Here is a 17,522-nt window from a genome sequence, read left to right as displayed (position 1 = left end):
AGAAGCTGATCCAAAATTAGATCAGCTTCTACATATAAGATTAAACTAAGTTTAATACAGTTACTTTTTCACGTGTCATAGACTCAAGGCTCTTACGAATACCTTGTGTGCCCATACCTGAACCTTTTACACCGATGAATGGGAAGTGGTCAGGGCCGCGCTCTGTGCGTCCATTAATTTGAACAGAACCAGTTTCGATTTTGTTAGCAATTGCAAATGCTTTGTTAATGTCTTTTGTGAAGACACTTGCTTGTAAGCCGAACTCTGATTTGTTAGCAATTTCAATTGCTTGCTCATCTGAAGAAACACGGATGATTGGAAGGATTGGGCCGAATGGCTCTTCCCAAGCAACTTTCATTTCTTCTGTTACGTGGTCGATTAATGTTGGGTAAATTAAGTTACGCTCACGTTTGTTACCGATAACAATTGTTGCACCTTTTTCAACAGCGTCATCAACTAAGCCTTGAACGAAGTCAGCAGACTTGTCGTCGATTAATGGAACGATTGTGCTGTCTTGTTCTGGAGATCCAACTGATAGCTCAGCTACTTGCGCTTTTAATAAGCTAACAAGTTCGTCCGCTACGTTTTCGTGTACCAGTACACGTTTAATAGCTGTACAACGTTGACCAGAGTAAGAGAATGCACCGCTTACGATATGGTTTGCAGCATCTTGTAAGTCAGCATCTTCACGAACGATACCAGGGTCTTTACCACCAAGTTCTAATACAAGTGGAATCATTGCAGCTTTTTTCGCTAAATGTTTACCTGTGTTTGTACCACCTGTGAACGATACCATATTGATGCCAGCATGCTCTACTAAGTAGTCACCAATTACAGAACCGCGTCCGGTTGCTACGTTTACAAGACCTTTTGGAAGGCCAGCTTTATGAAGTGCTTCAACCATTTTAATACCGCTAATTGCACCTTGAGTTGCTGGTTTGAAAATAACCGCGTTACCCATAATTAATGCTGGTGCAAGTTTTGCAGCAGATAAGTTTACTGGGTAGTTAAATGGTGCGATTGCTAATACAACACCAAGTGGTGCGCGTTGGATAATCGCAAGTTTAGATTTCGTTCCGCCAGGGAAGCTATCGCCCATCATGCTTTCTCCGTGCATATGTAAAGCTTCTTCAATTGTGTAACGAATGAAATCAGCTGTACGAACAACTTCTTTCTTCGCATCTTTATATCCTTTACCGACTTCTTTCATAATGATATCGGCAATTTCATCTTGCATATTTACGAGCTCATCAGCCCATTTATATAAGTATTTTGCGCGATCTTGTAGAGAAGCTTCTGCCCATGATTTTTGAGCTTCTTTTGCAGATGCAATTGCTTCATCTACTTCTCCGCGAGTAATTGCTTGTACTTGTCCAATTACTTCGTGTAAGTATGGAGATGGAATTTCGATTGTTTCTCCTGAAGAGCTTTCTCTCCATTCTCCGTTTAAATAAAATTTGTACGTATTGCTAGTTGTCATGATTAGTCCTCCTAAAATAGCAACTTGTAAGAGTGAGTATAAGGTGATTGTAGGGGGTTTGATAACATTTTTCAAATGAAATGTTTGTGAAAACGATTTCTTATTCTTTTTTTATTTTGTATGCCCTTTCTTACAGAAGATTCCCTTATTTCAAACTGAATTATAAGTAGAATGCATCACTTTCATTTTTTGTGATAAAAGATTATTTTATTCTAAAGCGAAAAAAACAATTGACAGAATACTCAATAAAGTTGTAAGATTATAAATGGAAAATAAATGAAGGGGGTGTGCGTAATGATTGTAATCGTAAATGTAATGGGCTTAGCTGTATTGAACGGCGGAAAACATTTATATCATTACGCAACCCGTGCGGATATATAGGACTTTTTTGTCTTATGAGAAGCGTACGTTGCGTATATCGTAACGTACGCTTTTATGCATTCTTTTGCATATCGTCAAGCGGCGGTATGCTTTTTTTTGTTTATCCCGCATTAACGGGCAGTAAGACTCCCGCCTCAAAATTCAGCTGGAGCAAAGAAGTTGGGACGGGAGTCGGGCTGCCCGTAAACGCCCGATTGGTGAAGGCTAATAATCAGTGGGGAATGAACAAAACCCCCACTGATTAAAGTTTCACTTTATTTTCCTTGTTACTATAAAAAATCAGAATTTGGAAGGTGGAAAAATGTGATGAAATTGTATGGCTTACGAAATGTAAATGTGATGGGTTTGGATAGCGGATAAAGAAATGTGAATTAAACGAGAACGAGAAAGGAGAGATTATATTGTTTTCAGTATTACTAAAGTTAAAATGGTTTTTTAGGGAGCATTGGAAAAGGTATAGTATCGCAATTGGGGTACTTTTAATTGTAAACGTGATAGAGGTAATTCCTCCGAAAGTATTAGGAATTACAATTGATAACATTAAAACAGGAGCCTTAACGAACGATGCGATTATGCAATATATTTTTATTTTACTTGGGGTAACGATTGGTGGGTACGTGCTTACTTTCATTTGGCAGCACCAACTATTTGGCGGTGCGTTCGTACTTGAGAAAACGATGCGTTCAAAATTTATGGGGCATTTACTCGAGATGACACCAACGTTTTATCAAAAAAATCGTACTGGCGATTTAATGGCGAGAGCGACAAATGATTTAAAAGCAATCTCCATGACAGCTGGTTTTGGTATATTAACGCTCGTTGATTCTAGTCTATATATGCTTACAATCGTTTGTATGATGGGCTTTTCAATTAGTTGGCAGTTAACATTTGCTGCGCTTATACCGCTTCCGATTATGGCGTTTGCAATGAATAGGTACGGAAAGAAATTGCATGAACGATTTACAGTTGCGCAAGATGCGTTCGGAGATATGAACGATAAGGTGTTGGAATCAATCGCCGGTGTACGCGTTATTCGTGCGTATGTACAGGAGGGTGCTGATCAAGAAAGGTTTCATCATTTAGGAGATGACGTATACGAGAAAAATATGAGAGTAGCAAGAATCGATGCATTATTCCAACCGACTGTGAAAATGCTTGTCGGTCTTAGTTATTTAATTGGTTTAGTGTACGGTGCATATCTCGTATTCCAATCAAAAGTGACACTTGGGGAGCTCGTTTCTTTTAACGTCTATTTAGGAATGATGATTTGGCCGATGTTTGCAATTGGTGAATTGATTAATGTTATGCAAAGAGGAAATGCTTCGCTCGATCGTGTAAATGAAACGTTAGCTTATGAACCGGATGTAAAGAATCCGAAAAATCCAAAGGTTGTACAAGAGCCAGATTACATTCAATTTGATAACGTTACTTTTTCATATCCTTCATCAAATGAAACGAATTTGAAAAATGTTTCGTTCTCATTAAAACAAGGAGAGACACTTGGAGTTGTTGGGAAAACAGGGAGCGGGAAAACGACGCTCGTACGTCAGCTTCTTCGTCAATATCCACTTGGAGACGGGGATATTGCAGTTTCTGATGTAAAGCTAGATAAAATTCCGAATGATAACGTACTTGGCTGGATTGGGTATGTACCGCAGGAACACATTTTATTTTCAAAAACAGCGAAGGAAAATATTTTATTCGGAAACAGAGAAGCGACTGAAGAAGAACTTGAAAAAGCAATTGAAATAGCTGCGTTTAAAAAGGATTTAGAGTTTTTACCGGAAGGTTTAGAAACGCTCGTTGGAGAGAAAGGTGTTTCTTTATCAGGTGGACAAAAGCAAAGGATTTCAATTGCAAGGGCTGTTATTCAAAATCCGGAAATTTTAATTTTGGACGATTCTTTATCAGCTGTTGATGCTCGTACGGAAGCAGCGATTATTGAAAATATAAGAACAGAAAGAAGCGGGAAGACGACGATTATAACAACGCATCGTTTGTCAGCAGTGCAGCATGCTGATTGGATTCTCGTTATGGATAACGGTGAGGTTATTGAAGAAGGTTCGCATGAAGCGCTCATTCGAAATGGGGGCTGGTATGCAGAGCAGTTCGAAAGACAACAAGGTGAAAATGAAAGTGCGGATAGTGGGGTGAAAATATGAGTGTTTCAAAACGATTGTTTCAATACGCGATGAAAGTAAAAGGGCCGATTTTTGCAGCAATGGCGATGCTATTTGTTTTCGTTATCGCAGAACTCGCGGGTCCTTTCGTCGCAAAAACGATGATTGATGAGCATATCGTTGGAATAGAGAGACCTTGGTATGAAACAGAAAAGAGTAAGGATGCTGTTTCATATAATGGCGCCTTGTATAAGCGAAGTGATCGCTTTGAGGAAGGTGAGAAAAAAGGGAAAGAGGTTCGGGTTATTCAAGTTGGTTTTCAGTACTATTTTGTACCGAATAAAATAACGCTTGAAGGAACTCGTTCTGTTAAGGGTGATGTGCTTACAGTCCAAAGTGGTAAGGCAGTGCAGGTTTATAAAGCGAAAGCCTTAACGAAAGAGGAAGTATTTGCGTTTTATAAACCAGAAATAAATCGATTATTACTACTCGGCGGTGGATATTTCGCTTTATTAGTAGTTGTATCATTATTTGCATACGGAAAGCAGTTTTTCTTACAGAAGGCAGCAAACAAAATTATTCAAATTATGAGGGAGGATGTCTTTTCTCATATACAAACGTTACCAATTCGTTATTTCGATCATTTACCAGCAGGGAAAATTGTATCGCGTGTAACGAATGACACAGAAGCGATTCGTGATTTATATGTGACAGTACTTGCAACATTCGTCTCTAGCATCATCTATATCATCGGGATTTTCGCTGCGCTATTTTTACTGGATGTAAAACTGGCGGCGCTATGCTTACTCATCATTCCAATTTTAATTGTTTGGGCGATTATGTATAGAAAGTATGCGTCTGTATACAATCATAAAATGCGTTCTCGTTTATCGGATATTAACGGAACGGTGAATGAATCGATTCAAGGTATGCCAATTATTCAAGCATTTCGCCAAGAACGTGAAACGAAGAAGGAATTTGAAGAACTCAATGGCGATTATTTTAAATATCAAAATAAAATTTTGAATTTAAATGCAGCAACTTCGCATAACTTAGTGTCTGTATTAAGAAATATCGCTTTTACAGGTGTAATTTGGTATTTCGGTGGTGCTTCATTAAGTGCTTCTGGCATCCTTTCTCTAGGGATACTATATGCTTTCGTCGATTATTTAACGAGATTATTCTCGCCAATTACGAATATGGTGAACCAACTTGCAAACTTAGAGCAAGCGCGCGTTGCATCAGAACGTGTCTTTGAATTGCTAGAGGAAAAGGGAGAGGCAGTAGAAGAAGAGCGTATGCCTCGCTTAAACGGAAATGTGAAATTCGATAATGTTTCGTTTTCTTACAATGGAAAAGATGAAGTGTTAAAAAATATTTCTTTCGAAGCGAAGCAAGGAGAGACAGTGGCACTTGTTGGTCATACTGGGTCAGGAAAAAGTTCCATTATGAATGTGCTCTTTCAGTTTTATGAATTTCAAAAAGGAAAGCTTACAATTGATGGTCACGATGTAACAGAGATGCCGAAACAAGCAACTCGTGAACACATGGGAATTGTACTGCAAGATCCGTTTCTATTTAGCGGGACAGTGGCATCCAATGTTAGCTTAGAGAATGAAAAAATTTCAAAAGATCGCATTGTAAAGGCGTTACGTGACGTTGGTGCTGAAAGGTTTGCAAACAATATAGATGAAGAAATTACGGAGAAAGGAAGTACACTTTCAACGGGAGAACGACAGCTTATATCGTTTGCTAGGGCGCTTGCTTTTGATCCGGCGATTTTAATTTTAGATGAAGCGACTTCTAGTATTGATACGGAGACTGAAGCGATGATTCAACAAGCGCTAGAAGTTGTGAAGAAAGGACGAACGACGTTTATTATTGCTCATCGCCTTTCAACAATTAAAAGTGCAGATCAAATTATTGTACTTGATAGAGGAACGATTTTGGAAAAAGGATCTCATGATGAATTAATGAAAAAGCGCGGGCGTTATTACGATATGTACAAAACGCAAATGGAAGGAAACCAGAGCGCTTAATATGTAGAGAGGAGAACTTGCGATTTTCGCAAGTTCTTTTTTGATTAGATTGTTCGCTCAGAAATTAATATATTTCACCGGCAGGAAAATTTATAAATAAGTAAGTATTGTTTTACCTTTTTCTATATAAATGCTATATTAAAAAATGTTACTTATTTTTTGTATGTAGCATTATTTTTCCACTTTGTTTGATTATGAAGAAAAAGGATAAACTAAATAAGAACATTTTCATTGAAAAATTGTTCGAAATTGCATACAATCAATATAGTTTTTAAATTCCTATCAGAATACTTGGAGGACTACTATCATGAAAAAATTATTTTCAGTGCTTGCAGTAACTACATTAGCGATTGGGATTGTAGCGGGCTGCGGCAAAGAAGAGAAAAAAGATACAGCTAGTCAAGATGCATTACAAAAGATAAAACAAAGTGGTGAACTTGTAATTGGAACAGAAGGTACATACCCACCGTTCACATTCCACGATTCAAGCAATAAATTAACTGGATTTGATGTTGAGCTATCAGAAGAAGTTGCAAAACGTTTAGGTGTAAAGCCTGTATTTAAAGAAACACAATGGGATAGCTTACTTGCTGGCCTAGATGCAAAACGTTTCGATATGGTTGCAAACGAAGTTGGTATTCGTGAAGATCGTCAAAAGAAATACGATTTCTCTAAACCATACATTTCATCTTCAGCGGCATTAGTTATCGCAAAAGATAAAGATAAGCCTGCTACATTTGCTGATGTAAAAGGGTTAAAAGGAGCACAATCTTTAACGAGTAACTATGCAGATATTGCTAAGAAAAACGGTGCAGAAATCGAAGGTGTAGAAGGATTTAGCCAAGCGGCAGAATTATTAGCTTCAGGACGCGTTGATTTCACAATTAATGATAAGTTATCAGTATTAAATTATTTAGAAACGAAAAAAGATGCAAAAATTAAAATTGTAGATACAGAAAAAGAAGCTTCACAAAGTGGGTTCTTATTCCGTAAAGGTAGCGACAAACTTGTACAAGAAGTAAATAAAGCGTTAGAAGATATGAAAAAAGATGGTACGTACGATAAAATAACGAAAAAATGGTTCGGTGAAAATGTTTCTAAGTAGTGTAGTGGTCTCAGATCGACTGTCTACTTGGATAGATATTATGCAGTCTTCCTTCATGCCTATGCTGAAGGAAGCTGTATTTACGACAATTCCGTTAACGCTTATTACATTTATTATCGGTATTATACTTGCGACGCTAACAGCGCTCGCGCGTATTTCAGGTAGTCGTATTTTACAATGGATTGCTCGTATCTATGTATCTATCATTCGCGGAACGCCACTTCTTGTACAGTTATTTATTATTTTCTATGGTCTTCCAACTCTTAATATTGAGGTTGAGCCATATACAGCAGCAATTATTGGTTTTTCATTAAATGTTGGTGCATATGCATCTGAAATTATTCGTGCTTCTATTCTTTCTATTCCGAAAGGACAGTGGGAAGCAGCTTACACAATTGGGATGACATATCCGCAAGCATTAAAACGTGTTATTTTACCGCAAGCAACGCGTGTATCTATTCCGCCGCTTTCGAATACATTTATTAGTTTAGTGAAGGATACGTCATTAGCGTCATTAATTTTAGTAACAGAAATGTTCCGAAAAGCGCAGGAAATTGCGGCAATGAACTATGAGTTTTTAATTGTTTATTTCGAAGCAGGTCTAATTTATTGGGTAATTTGCTTCTTATTATCTATCGTGCAACAAATATTAGAAAAACGTTCAGAACGTTATACTCTAAAATAACCCTTTCATAAAAGGAGTTTTTGTTTTTATGATTTCAATTCAACATTTACAAAAAAGTTTCGGAGATAATACCGTACTAAAGCATATAGATTTATCAGTTGAGAAGGGCGAAGTGGTTGTTATTATCGGGCCATCTGGATCTGGTAAAACGACGTTCTTGCGTTGCCTCAACGTGTTAGAAACGCCGAATGCTGGTAACATTCGTATCGGCAATGAAGAGCTTAATTTCTCTCAAAAAGTATCGAAGAAAGATATTGTAAATCTTCGCACGCAAACAGGTATGGTATTCCAGCACCATAATCTATTTCCCCATTTAACAGCACTTCAAAATGTAATGGAAGGGCTCGTTACAGTGAAAAAGATGGAGAAAGAAGAAGCGAAGAAAAAAGCAAACTATTTCCTTGAAAAAGTTGGTCTTGCGGATAAGGTAGACTTATATCCATTCCAATTATCAGGCGGACAACAACAGCGCGTTGGAATCGCTCGTGCGCTTGCGATGGAACCGGAAGTTTTACTATTTGATGAACCAACGTCAGCACTTGATCCTGAGCTAGTTCAAGAAGTTTTAAAGGTTATGAAAGAACTTGCTAAAGAAGGAATGACGATGGTCATTGTAACGCATGAAATGCGCTTTGCTCATCAAATTGCGAACCGTGTTATTTTCATGGATGGCGGTGTCGTTGTCGAACAAGGTACACCGGAAGATGTATTTACAAATCCAAAAGAAGAACGAACGAAGAAGTTTTTACAAATGTTGCAATAAATTAAGGAAGGTCTCAAGGCATATGCCTTGAGACCTTTTTTGCCATATATATTTATTTTTGGAATCCGCCAAGGCTTTGCTCAGCCATTGCAACTAAACGTTTTGTAATTTCTCCACCAACAGAACCGTTAGCGCGAGCCGTAGAATCTGCTCCTAATTGTACACCAAATTCTTGAGCGATTTCGTACTTCATTTGATCGATTGCAGCTGTTGCTCCTGGTACTACTAATTGATTGTAAGAACTTTGGTTTGCCATAGGAATATATCCTCCTTAGAGTTATAAAAATTTTTTTGGTTGGACTAGCTGGATTTGAACCAGATTATCGCCCCGTTTGGCGCTAATCCATCGGTAATTAAGTTTGTACTCATAGTATGGATGTTACCTAGAAAGATATACAAAATAATAATTTGTAAATTTTGTAAAAAAATCTTCGCTATTTTGTAAATTATGAAATAAGAGTAATCGTTGTATTTTTAAGAAAGAAGGCTAAACTAAGAGCGAAATCATCTACGTTTAAATTCTATATATAATCAGCTGTGCTTACAGCTTAGTAAAATAAAAATTAAATTGGTATTAACTTCATAGTTCTGTTTTAATCCGGGATGGGGCAGGAAAAGGTACTGACTGACCGCTCCTATGCACGGCTAGAATCTAAAAAGGATAACATATGGAGGAATCACTATGGGAATTTGCCCGCTTTGCAATGCATTAGAATCACAAACATATTCTTGTCAAAATTGCCAAGGAATACTCCAAGATTATGGGAAAGCTGTAGATTACATAGATGATTACAGTGCATATATGGATCAGGAATTATTAAGTGCGGTAGATGGTTTAACACATAATAATTCAAATGAATATTGTAATCATATTTTTTATTGCGGAGTATGTAATGTGGAAACGGAAGTTGTAGTGAAGTTTATATAAAGTGGAACTTTAATCAGTGGGGGTTTTGTTCACCCCCACTGATTATTAGCCCGTACCAATCGGGCGTTTACGGGCACCCTGACTCCCGCCTAATTTCTTTGCTCCAGCCGAATTTTGAGGTGGGAGTTTTACTGCCCACAAATAGCGGGATAAATAGAAAACTTCCACCTTATGAGTGAGGTGGAAGTTTTTGTTTTTTTATTTGTGAGTTAATCATAGGGGACGGGATATTTTCAGTGTTAGGTGCAGGATTTGATTGTATTTGAGATATTTTTTCTTTCGAATCGCGCAAAGAATGTTCAGTTAAATAGATGGCATATTCATAAAATAATTGGCGCGTAAGCTCGCTTTGTTCTTTTAACTTTTCATCTTGGAATACAGTTCGCCCCGGTTTAGAATTGGCTTCAAATAGCCATGGTTTTTCCATCGTATCTAAACCGATATCGAAACCAATCTCTCCAATGTTCCCGGTTACTTGTTGATCAAGTGCATAACTGATCTGTAAGGCTGTTTGTTTTAGTTTATTTTCAATTTGAACTTGCTTTGTTGAATCAGGAAATAGTTCCTGAAGTAATTTCGTATCACCGCCGCTATTTACATGAGTTGTTAAGCTACCTTTGCCGGCGATTTTTGCGACGATTGCACTGACTACCCAATTACCAAAATGGTTTTTATTTGTATGAATGCGAAAATCGACGGGTTGCCCTTCGAAGCGGAGCAGTGAGATACCTTGTTGTACGATAAATTTTTTTAAATCATGTCCTTTTAACACATGGTTAAGAAGTGCTTCTAATGATTGATACTTTCTTAGTTTATTTTGGTCATTTTCACGATAACGACAATAGTAGCAATTCTCCGTTTGGGAATAGAGTATTTGATGAATATTTCTTCCGAAGCTACCATGTATCGGTTTCATATAAATATATTTATACGTACCAAGGAGTCGTTCTACTTGTTCAAAATGTTGAAATGCCTCTGTTTTTGGTAAGAATGGTTTAATCGAATCTTCTTTTATTAGAAGTTGATGAACTTCCCATTTGTTGAAAAACCCTGGATTAAACCATGGGATTGCATAGTCACCTTGTAATCGTTTCTTTGCTCTTACGATCGGTTTGTAATTTTCTGCTTGGCGATTCGGCAATCGGTCGTAAATGACATTTGGTAAAGGGACTTTGTTTCTTACCCATTTTCCTTCTTGAAAGAAGTACCCTTCAATGGTTTCTTCCTCCCAATTTATATGTTGAACGCCAAAGACAAATACAAATGGTCGTAATGTGAATGGCGGTGTTAGTAACTCGCCGAGAGAAGTTGAACGATTTCCTAAAGGTGTAGGTGATTCATCGTTAAAACCAGTTGTGAAAATCCCGATTAATGGGCCGAAAATGATTGTTTCATTTTGTGTGAGGGCATGGATTGTTGTGGAGTCTGGAAGTAAAAGTTTTTCTGCAATTTGTTTTCCGATAATGATTTCTCGAGTAAATGAATAATGAATTTTAATATTTTCACATGTGATATAACGTACACCAAAGGAAAGTGATGTAATTGGTGGTGTAATAGAAAAAACGTAAGGTAAAGTGATACTATTTGGATACTCATCTGAAATGCTTAATGTATATATGTGCTCTTTCAACGGGGATTCGCCTCCTTTCGTTATGGTGTAAATCGGCTAAACTTTAATGGACCATGAAAAATTTGTTCAGCTAACTGGTCGTTGTACTTGGTATAAATTTCGTATGACGGCATTGTATTGACGTACATAAGCCAAATGGCACCTTTTTGATCCATAATGGTAGAAAGCTCTAATTCAAATAATGAAGAATAGGACTGATCAAGTGTTTTAAAAACTTCAGTTACAACGTCATGTAAAGCATCTTTCAATAATTGAACGCCAGTTGAGGAAAGTAAATATTTAATTTTAGAAAATGGATGTAACATAGAACGTTCTGTTACTGAAAGTAAAAATTGTGTAGGGAAGGTATCCCTTTGTATAAATTGACCGAGTACTTCCCAATTCTGTTCTTTATTTTTTTGCATAATGGTTCGAATATGAATTGGATATGATAGTTGATTTGGAGGTTGTAACATTGGATGGATCATATAACGGGATGCGTGTATGTGAAATTTGCACCATGATATAAATTCATCTGTCCGTTTGAATTGAGTAGAAGTATGATGCTGTTCATTTATTGTATCGATATGAAATGTTTTATGTTTGTAAGTGACGCGATATAAATTTTCATTAGAGTGTATATTGAGAGGGCGTATAACAATATCTCTTGTTTCTAGTAGTAATTTAAAAATTCCTTGTACCGTTCCTTTTTTATTTTTGGAATGTAAGGAGAAAGACGTTTATTAGTAAGAAAAAGATTGTGTAAATCACTTGGATTAATAAGTGTGTTATTTAAAAAAGTAGTCGAGGAACGTTTGCGTAATGAATGAATAATCGATTTTGCTTGTTGGAATTCTTTATCTTCTTTGAAATGACAGCGATCATATATGTATGAAGGAATGGGAAAGGTTTGATCTATCCAATTTCCTGTATCTGTATCGTAAATAAGACCAGAAACAAGATCTGTCTTTGAATCAATGCTAAACGGTGTGAATTGAGCAACGACGTTATGATACAGACGAGCTCGCTTAGCGATTTCGGTGTAATACATTTGCTCGTGATGAAATTTAGAAGTTAAAAGACCAAGAACCAACGAAATCACTCCTTTATTAACAAGATGTTTGCATAATAGGCGAAGCTATATATTGCAAATACATTTTTATACCATTATACTTTTGTCCGTATGACGATATGCTATAGTTTTGGAGAAGTGAAAGGTTGATTATGATGAATATATGGTTGAATATGTTAACAACGACAGGACTCGGGGCGATTATTGGAGGATATACAAATCATTTAGCAATAAAAATGTTATTCCGTCCTCATCGTCCGATTTATATTGGAAAGTTTCAAGTTCCATTTACGCCAGGGTTAATTCCGAAGCGTCGCGAGGAGCTTGCTGTTCAATTAGGCAAAATGGTTGTAGAACATTTGTTAACACCAGAAGGAATCGGAAAGAAATTAACAAATGAAGAGTTTCAAGCCAGTTTAATTCGCTGGACACAAGTGGAAGTTGATAAAGTAATTACAAATGAACAGTCGTTACGGGATATGTTAGAAAAATGGAACTTGGCACATGTAGAAGAAGAGGCAACCGGGAAAATTGAACATGTGATTACAGAAAAAATTCAGGAATTTTTAGCAGAGTACTATACATATACATGGGAACAAGCTTTACCTCATTCTATACATGAAAAAGTAGAGAATGCGATTCCGAATGTATCGGCGTTTATTTTAGACCGGGGAATTCGCTTTTTTGAAAGTGAAGAAGGGAAAGGTCGTCTTTCAAAAATGATTGATGATTTCTTTGCTTCTAGGGGAACGCTACTTAACTTAGTCGGAATGTTTTTAGGGAATGTCAGTTTAGTGGATCGAGTACAGCCAGAAGTCATTAAGTTTTTAGGGCAAGATGGCACGAAAAAGCTTTTAACTGATGTACTGCAAAAAGAGTGGGAAAAGTTAAAAGGAAGAGATGTAAAAGAATTAGAAACGTTTGTAGAGAAAGAAATGATTGTGAAATCCATACTGTCAGCAGTTAAAGTAGAGGAAACAGTGAGTAAATTTTTAAATCAGTCTGTTCAGCAAGTATGTGAACCGGTCCGAGAAACAATCATTGAAAAAATCGTCCCAAGTGCAGTAACGAAAGGCTTGAAGTGGGGAACAGAAAATGTAGAGAGCATATTAAACAATCTACACCTTGCGGAAATTGTCCAGCAAGAAGTGTCTACATTTTCAACGGAGAGACTAGAAGATCTTGTATTGTCCATTACAAAAAATGAGTTAAAAATGATTACATATTTAGGGGCGTTATTAGGAGGAACCATTGGATTTATTCAAGGCTTGTTACTCTTGTTCCTTAAGTAATAATGATGGGTGTATAGAAATAAAAGTGAAATTTCTTCACATCTCTTGCATAGTTTGATATGGTAAGAAGAGGTGCGTATGTAAATGCACTTAAAAGGTAGTGCGCATGAAAAGCGCTAGCCTTCTAAAGGAGGAAAATAAAATGACAAAAAACATTCATGATGTTGCATATGAATTACAAAAAACAATCGCTGAAAACGAAGATTTCCAAACACTAAAAGCAAGCTACGCAGCAGTACAAGGAGATGCAGAGTCAAAGAACTTATTCGATGAGTTCCGTACAATGCAACTTGGCCTACAACAAAAAATGATGCAAGGTCAAGAAATCACTGAAGAAGATAACCAAAAAGCACAAGAAGTTGTAGCTCGTATTCAACAAGATGCTAAAATCACAAAGTTAATGGAAACTGAGCAACGTTTAAACATCGTTATCACTGACGTTAACAAAATTATCATGAAGCCACTTGAAGAATTATATAACGCGCAACAAGCGTAATGATGGAAGACGCTCCTAGTATAGGGGGTGTCTTTTTTATTGAAGAAAAATGTAAGGGTTTTCCCTTCGTTTGTCAAAAAACTGTCAAATTCATATCGTTGGAAAAATAATGCATTTGTAATATAATGATAAATGATACTTCACCACGTTAATTAACTAGGTGAAATTAAAAATCTTTATTACACACATTATGAAATAAAGGGATGATTAGTTTGAGTACAGGTGTAAAAGCAAACGACGTGAAAACAAAAACAAGAGGAGCAGATCTTGTTGTTGATTGTTTAATTAAACAAGGTGTTACACATGTTTTCGGTATTCCAGGAGCGAAGATTGACTCTGTATTTGATGTACTGCAAGAAAGAGGACCAGAGTTAATTGTTTGTCGTCATGAACAAAACGCAGCATTTATGGCAGCTGCTATTGGTAGATTAACAGGGAAACCGGGTGTGTGTCTTGTAACTTCAGGACCAGGGACATCGAATTTAGCGACAGGTCTTGTTACTGCGAATGCGGAGAGTGATCCCGTTGTTGCTTTAGCTGGTGCGGTTCCACGTACGGATCGATTAAAACGTACGCACCAATCTATGGATAATGCTGCACTATTCGAACCAATCACAAAATATAGCGTAGAAGTAGAGCATCCTGATAATGTGCCAGAAGCGCTATCAAATGCATTCCGAAGTGCGACTTCGACAAATCCAGGAGCTACTTTAGTAAGTCTTCCGCAAGACGTTATGACTGCGGAAACGACTGTAGAGTCTATCGGTGCACTTTCTAAGCCACAGCTTGGAATCGCTCCCACACATGAAATTACATATGTAGTAGAAAAAATAAAATCAGCGAAATTACCAGTTATTTTACTCGGTATGAGAGCGAGCACGAATGCAGTAACGAAAGCGGTTCGTGAATTAATTGCTGATACAGAGCTTCCTGTCGTTGAAACATATCAAGCAGCTGGCGCGATTTCACGTGAGTTAGAAGATCATTTCTTCGGCCGCGTTGGATTATTCCGTAATCAACCAGGTGATATTTTACTAGAAGAAGCAGATCTTGTTATTTCTATCGGTTATGACCCAATTGAGTATGATCCGAAATTCTGGAATAAACTTGGAGACAGAACGATTATTCATCTTGATGATCATCAAGCAGATATCGACCATGATTACCAACCAGAGCGTGAATTAATTGGTGATATTGCTTTAACAGTAAATAGCATTGCAGAAAAATTACCGAAACTTGTATTAAGTTCGAAATCAGAAGCAGTTTTAGAACGATTACGCTCGAAATTATCAGAGCAAGCAGAAGTTCCAAACCGTGCTTCAGAAGGTGTTACGCATCCACTTCAAGTCATTCGTACACTTCGTTCTTTAATTAGTGACGATACAACCGTTACATGTGACATCGGTTCACATTCTATTTGGATGGCAAGATGTTTCCGTTCTTATGAACCACGTAGACTATTATTTAGTAACGGTATGCAAACGTTAGGTGTTGCACTACCTTGGGCAATTGCCGCTACTTTAGTTGAACCGGGCAAGAAAGTTGTTTCCGTGTCAGGTGATGGTGGTTTCTTATTCTCTTCGATGGAATTAGAAACAGCGGTACGTTTAAATGCGCCTGTTGTCCATCTCGTATGGAGAGACGGTACGTACGATATGGTTGCGTTCCAACAAATGATGAAATACGGCAGAACATCAGCTACAGAATTTGGGGATGTTGATCTTGTGAAATATGCGGAAAGTTTCGGGGCGTTAGGTCTTCGTGTCAATACACCAGATGAATTAGAAGATGTATTGAAAACGGCATTAGAAGCAGACGGTCCTGTCATTATTGATATTCCAATCGATTACCGTGACAACATTAAGTTAAGTGAAAAACTATTACCAAACCAATTAAACTAATGGAGGCAGACTTGTGATGAGTGTTGCGCAATTAATTAATATTGATGCAAAAAGAACGAAAACGAGTAATGAAGTATATCAAACATCTACAATGCTTGCACTATTAGATGGTATATATGATGGTGTGATTAGCTTTGAGGAATTGAAAAAACGTGGTGATTTCGGCATCGGTACATTTGATCAATTAGATGGTGAAATGATCGCATTTGATAATGAGTTTTACCATTTACGTTCAGACGGTTCAGCAGAAAAAGTAGAGCCAGAAGAAACAACACCGTTTGCGACTGTAACGTTTTTTGAAAAAGAAATGAGTTATACGGTAGAGCGTCCGATGAATCGTGAAGAAGTGGAAGCATTATTACATGAATTAATGCCGAGCAAAAACTTATTTTATGCGATTCGAATGGATGGTACGTTCCGTGAAGTAAGAACGAGGACTGTTCCAAGACAAGAAAAACCGTATACACCACTCGTTGAAGTGACGAAATCACAACCGATTTTTTCATTTAAAAATACAGAAGGTACACTTGCTGGATTTTGGACACCAGATTACGCGCAAGGTATTGGTGTAGCTGGTTTCCACTTACATTATATTGATGATGAAAGAAGCGGGGGCGGACATGTTTTCGACTATGTTATCGAAAACTGTACGATCCAAATTTGTCAAAAAGCTCATATGCATTTAGCACTTCCTGAAACAGCTGATTTTATGGCAGCTGAATTATCAAGAGAAAACTTAGAGAATGATATTGCGACCGCGGAAGGTGCGGAGTAAAAAGGAATCGAAATTATGTATTCTCTATATAAAGAACCGAAGTCTTGTTGTGAAGTGACCCCAAAAAGTTAGACATATTGTTTTATTAGGCAGCCCCTGTGGTATGTGTTCGGTATTGCACCGGGCTCATACCTTTTAATTTTGCCTTAATTCGTTTGTGATTATAATATTCTACATACTTAGCCAACTCTTGTATAAAATGTTCTACACTTTCAAATTCTTGTAGGTAAAGAAGTTCAGATTTCATGATGCCAAAGAAATTCTCAATCACTGCGTTGTCGTAACAATTCCCTTTTCGTGACATGCTTTGTCTAATGCCATGTTTTGTAAGGAAACAACGGTATTTATCCATTTGATAATGCCAACCTTGATCAGAATGGATAAGGGGCCTATCGGCCTCTGCTAAACGTTCCAAAGCTTGATTTAACATGTTGGAAACCAGTGAATAGGTTGGTTTGGAAGAGATGGTATACGTTATAATTTCTCCATTAAATAAATCCAACATGGGTGACATATATAACTTTTCTCCAAGTATTTTAAACTCTGTGATATCCGTAGCCCATTTTTCATTTGGTTTTTCCGCTTGAAAATTACGATCTAAAATATTAGAAGCAACCTTGCCAACATTTCCTTTATAAGAGCGATATTTTTTCACACGAACGAGACAGGATAAGCCCAACTCTTTCATGATACGTTGTACCTTTTTATGATTGATCTGATACCCACGATTCATAAGCTCATCACGAATACGTCGGTAACCATAACGTCCTTTATGTTCATTATAAATGGTTTGAATGAGTGTTTTTAATTCGGCATCTTTGTCAGGGACATTCCATTTTTTTACCCAGTAGTAATATGTACTACGTGGAATGCAGG

At 37.2% G+C, this 17,522-nt stretch carries 14 protein-coding genes and 1 pseudogene; 10 read left to right on the top strand and 5 right to left on the bottom strand.

Going from position 1 to position 17,522, the window contains the following annotated elements:
- Positions 1 to 40 precede the first annotated feature (40 nt).
- Positions 41 to 1,480 (bottom strand): NADP-dependent glyceraldehyde-3-phosphate dehydrogenase, encoded by a 1,440-nt coding sequence (gene gapN / locus CDB3_RS19920; protein ID WP_128855695.1) that lies wholly within the window; start codon positions 1,478 to 1,480, stop codon positions 41 to 43.
- A gap of 782 nt (positions 1,481 to 2,262) precedes the next feature.
- Between gapN and CDB3_RS19905 the strand changes: the two genes are divergently transcribed.
- The 5 genes from CDB3_RS19905 (at position 2,263) to CDB3_RS19885 (ending at position 8,573) form a co-directional block, all read left to right on the top strand.
- A complete protein-coding gene (locus tag CDB3_RS19905) occupies positions 2,263 to 4,023 on the top strand; it encodes an ABC transporter ATP-binding protein (RefSeq protein ID WP_128855694.1) in 1,761 nt (586 codons plus the stop codon).
- A complete protein-coding gene (locus CDB3_RS19900) occupies positions 4,020 to 6,020 on the top strand; it encodes an ABC transporter ATP-binding protein (protein ID WP_128855693.1) in 2,001 nt (666 codons plus the stop codon). The genes CDB3_RS19905 and CDB3_RS19900 overlap by 4 nt, the downstream gene beginning before the upstream one ends.
- A gap of 307 nt (positions 6,021 to 6,327) precedes the next feature.
- Entirely contained in the window at positions 6,328 to 7,125 is a 798-nt protein-coding gene (locus CDB3_RS19895; RefSeq protein ID WP_128855692.1) for an amino acid ABC transporter substrate-binding protein, read from the top strand.
- Positions 7,112 to 7,810: an amino acid ABC transporter permease gene (locus tag CDB3_RS19890; protein ID WP_071747859.1), complete on the top strand. Its 699-nt coding sequence runs from the start codon at positions 7,112 to 7,114 to the stop codon at positions 7,808 to 7,810. Before CDB3_RS19895 ends, CDB3_RS19890 begins: the two co-directional genes overlap by 14 nt.
- 28 nt (positions 7,811 to 7,838) lie before the next feature.
- Complete coding sequence (locus CDB3_RS19885; protein WP_128855691.1) at positions 7,839 to 8,573, top strand: amino acid ABC transporter ATP-binding protein; 735 nt, start codon at positions 7,839 to 7,841, stop codon at positions 8,571 to 8,573.
- A 52-nt stretch (positions 8,574 to 8,625) separates the two neighbouring features.
- On the opposite strand, the gene sasP is transcribed toward CDB3_RS19885, so the two are convergent.
- Positions 8,626 to 8,829, bottom strand: a complete 204-nt coding sequence (gene sasP / locus CDB3_RS19880) for a small acid-soluble spore protein, SasP family (RefSeq protein WP_000013349.1) — start codon at positions 8,827 to 8,829, stop codon at positions 8,626 to 8,628.
- A 426-nt stretch (positions 8,830 to 9,255) separates the two neighbouring features.
- Between sasP and CDB3_RS19875 the strand changes: the two genes are divergently transcribed.
- Positions 9,256 to 9,501: a hypothetical protein gene (locus tag CDB3_RS19875; protein WP_128855690.1), complete on the top strand. Its 246-nt coding sequence runs from the start codon at positions 9,256 to 9,258 to the stop codon at positions 9,499 to 9,501.
- A gap of 169 nt (positions 9,502 to 9,670) precedes the next feature.
- Here CDB3_RS19875 and CDB3_RS19870 read toward each other — a convergent pair whose 3' ends face one another.
- Complete coding sequence (locus CDB3_RS19870; protein ID WP_128855689.1) at positions 9,671 to 11,131, bottom strand: YheC/YheD family endospore coat-associated protein; 1,461 nt, start codon at positions 11,129 to 11,131, stop codon at positions 9,671 to 9,673.
- Positions 11,132 to 11,151: 20 nt separating this feature from the next.
- Positions 11,152 to 12,203 (bottom strand): annotated as a pseudogene (locus CDB3_RS19865) (YheC/YheD family protein).
- 125 nt (positions 12,204 to 12,328) lie between these two features.
- On the opposite strand from CDB3_RS19865, the gene CDB3_RS19860 reads away from it, so the two are divergent.
- From CDB3_RS19860 to alsD, 4 genes are all read left to right on the top strand, one after another.
- On the top strand, positions 12,329 to 13,474 hold the full coding sequence (locus tag CDB3_RS19860) for a DUF445 domain-containing protein (RefSeq protein WP_128855688.1): 1,146 nt from the start codon (positions 12,329 to 12,331) through the stop codon (positions 13,472 to 13,474).
- Between the two features lie 142 nt (positions 13,475 to 13,616).
- Positions 13,617 to 13,970 (top strand): YlbF/YmcA family competence regulator, encoded by a 354-nt coding sequence (locus CDB3_RS19855; RefSeq protein WP_128855687.1) that lies wholly within the window; start codon positions 13,617 to 13,619, stop codon positions 13,968 to 13,970.
- A gap of 212 nt (positions 13,971 to 14,182) precedes the next feature.
- Entirely contained in the window at positions 14,183 to 15,871 is a 1,689-nt protein-coding gene (gene alsS / locus CDB3_RS19850; RefSeq protein ID WP_128855686.1) for an acetolactate synthase AlsS, read from the top strand.
- Between the two features lie 16 nt (positions 15,872 to 15,887).
- The gene (gene alsD, locus CDB3_RS19845; protein ID WP_128855720.1) at positions 15,888 to 16,646 is read left to right on the top strand and encodes an alpha-acetolactate decarboxylase; all 759 of its coding nucleotides are present in this window, start codon (positions 15,888 to 15,890) and stop codon (positions 16,644 to 16,646) included.
- Between the two features lie 85 nt (positions 16,647 to 16,731).
- Here alsD and CDB3_RS19840 read toward each other — a convergent pair.
- Positions 16,732 to 17,522 (bottom strand): IS3 family transposase (locus CDB3_RS19840; protein WP_128855685.1); only part of this gene is annotated, 791 nt, incomplete at its 5' end.

The organism is Bacillus sp. CDB3 (assembly GCF_002081505.1).
In the GTDB taxonomy this organism is placed as follows: Bacteria; Bacillota; Bacilli; order Bacillales; family Bacillaceae_G; genus Bacillus_A; species Bacillus_A cereus_AT.
This window is presented reverse-complemented; position numbering and strand designations above follow the sequence as displayed.

Excerpts from the sequence above, each read along its gene's own strand:
- gapN (WP_128855695.1), bottom strand. The coding sequence starts at position 1,480 with ATGACAACTAGCAATACGTACAAATTTTATTTAAACGGAGAATGGAGA.
- sasP (WP_000013349.1), bottom strand. The coding sequence starts at position 8,829 with ATGGCAAACCAAAGTTCTTACAATCAATTAGTAGTACCAGGAGCAACA.
- CDB3_RS19855 (WP_128855687.1), top strand. The coding sequence starts at position 13,617 with ATGACAAAAAACATTCATGATGTTGCATATGAATTACAAAAAACAATC.
- alsD (WP_128855720.1), top strand. The coding sequence starts at position 15,888 with ATGAGTGTTGCGCAATTAATTAATATTGATGCAAAAAGAACGAAAACG.
- CDB3_RS19900 (WP_128855693.1), top strand. The coding sequence starts at position 4,020 with ATGAGTGTTTCAAAACGATTGTTTCAATACGCGATGAAAGTAAAAGGG.
- CDB3_RS19875 (WP_128855690.1), top strand. The coding sequence starts at position 9,256 with ATGGGAATTTGCCCGCTTTGCAATGCATTAGAATCACAAACATATTCT.
- CDB3_RS19890 (WP_071747859.1), top strand. The coding sequence starts at position 7,112 with ATGTTTCTAAGTAGTGTAGTGGTCTCAGATCGACTGTCTACTTGGATA.
- CDB3_RS19895 (WP_128855692.1), top strand. The coding sequence starts at position 6,328 with ATGAAAAAATTATTTTCAGTGCTTGCAGTAACTACATTAGCGATTGGG.
- CDB3_RS19885 (WP_128855691.1), top strand. The coding sequence starts at position 7,839 with ATGATTTCAATTCAACATTTACAAAAAAGTTTCGGAGATAATACCGTA.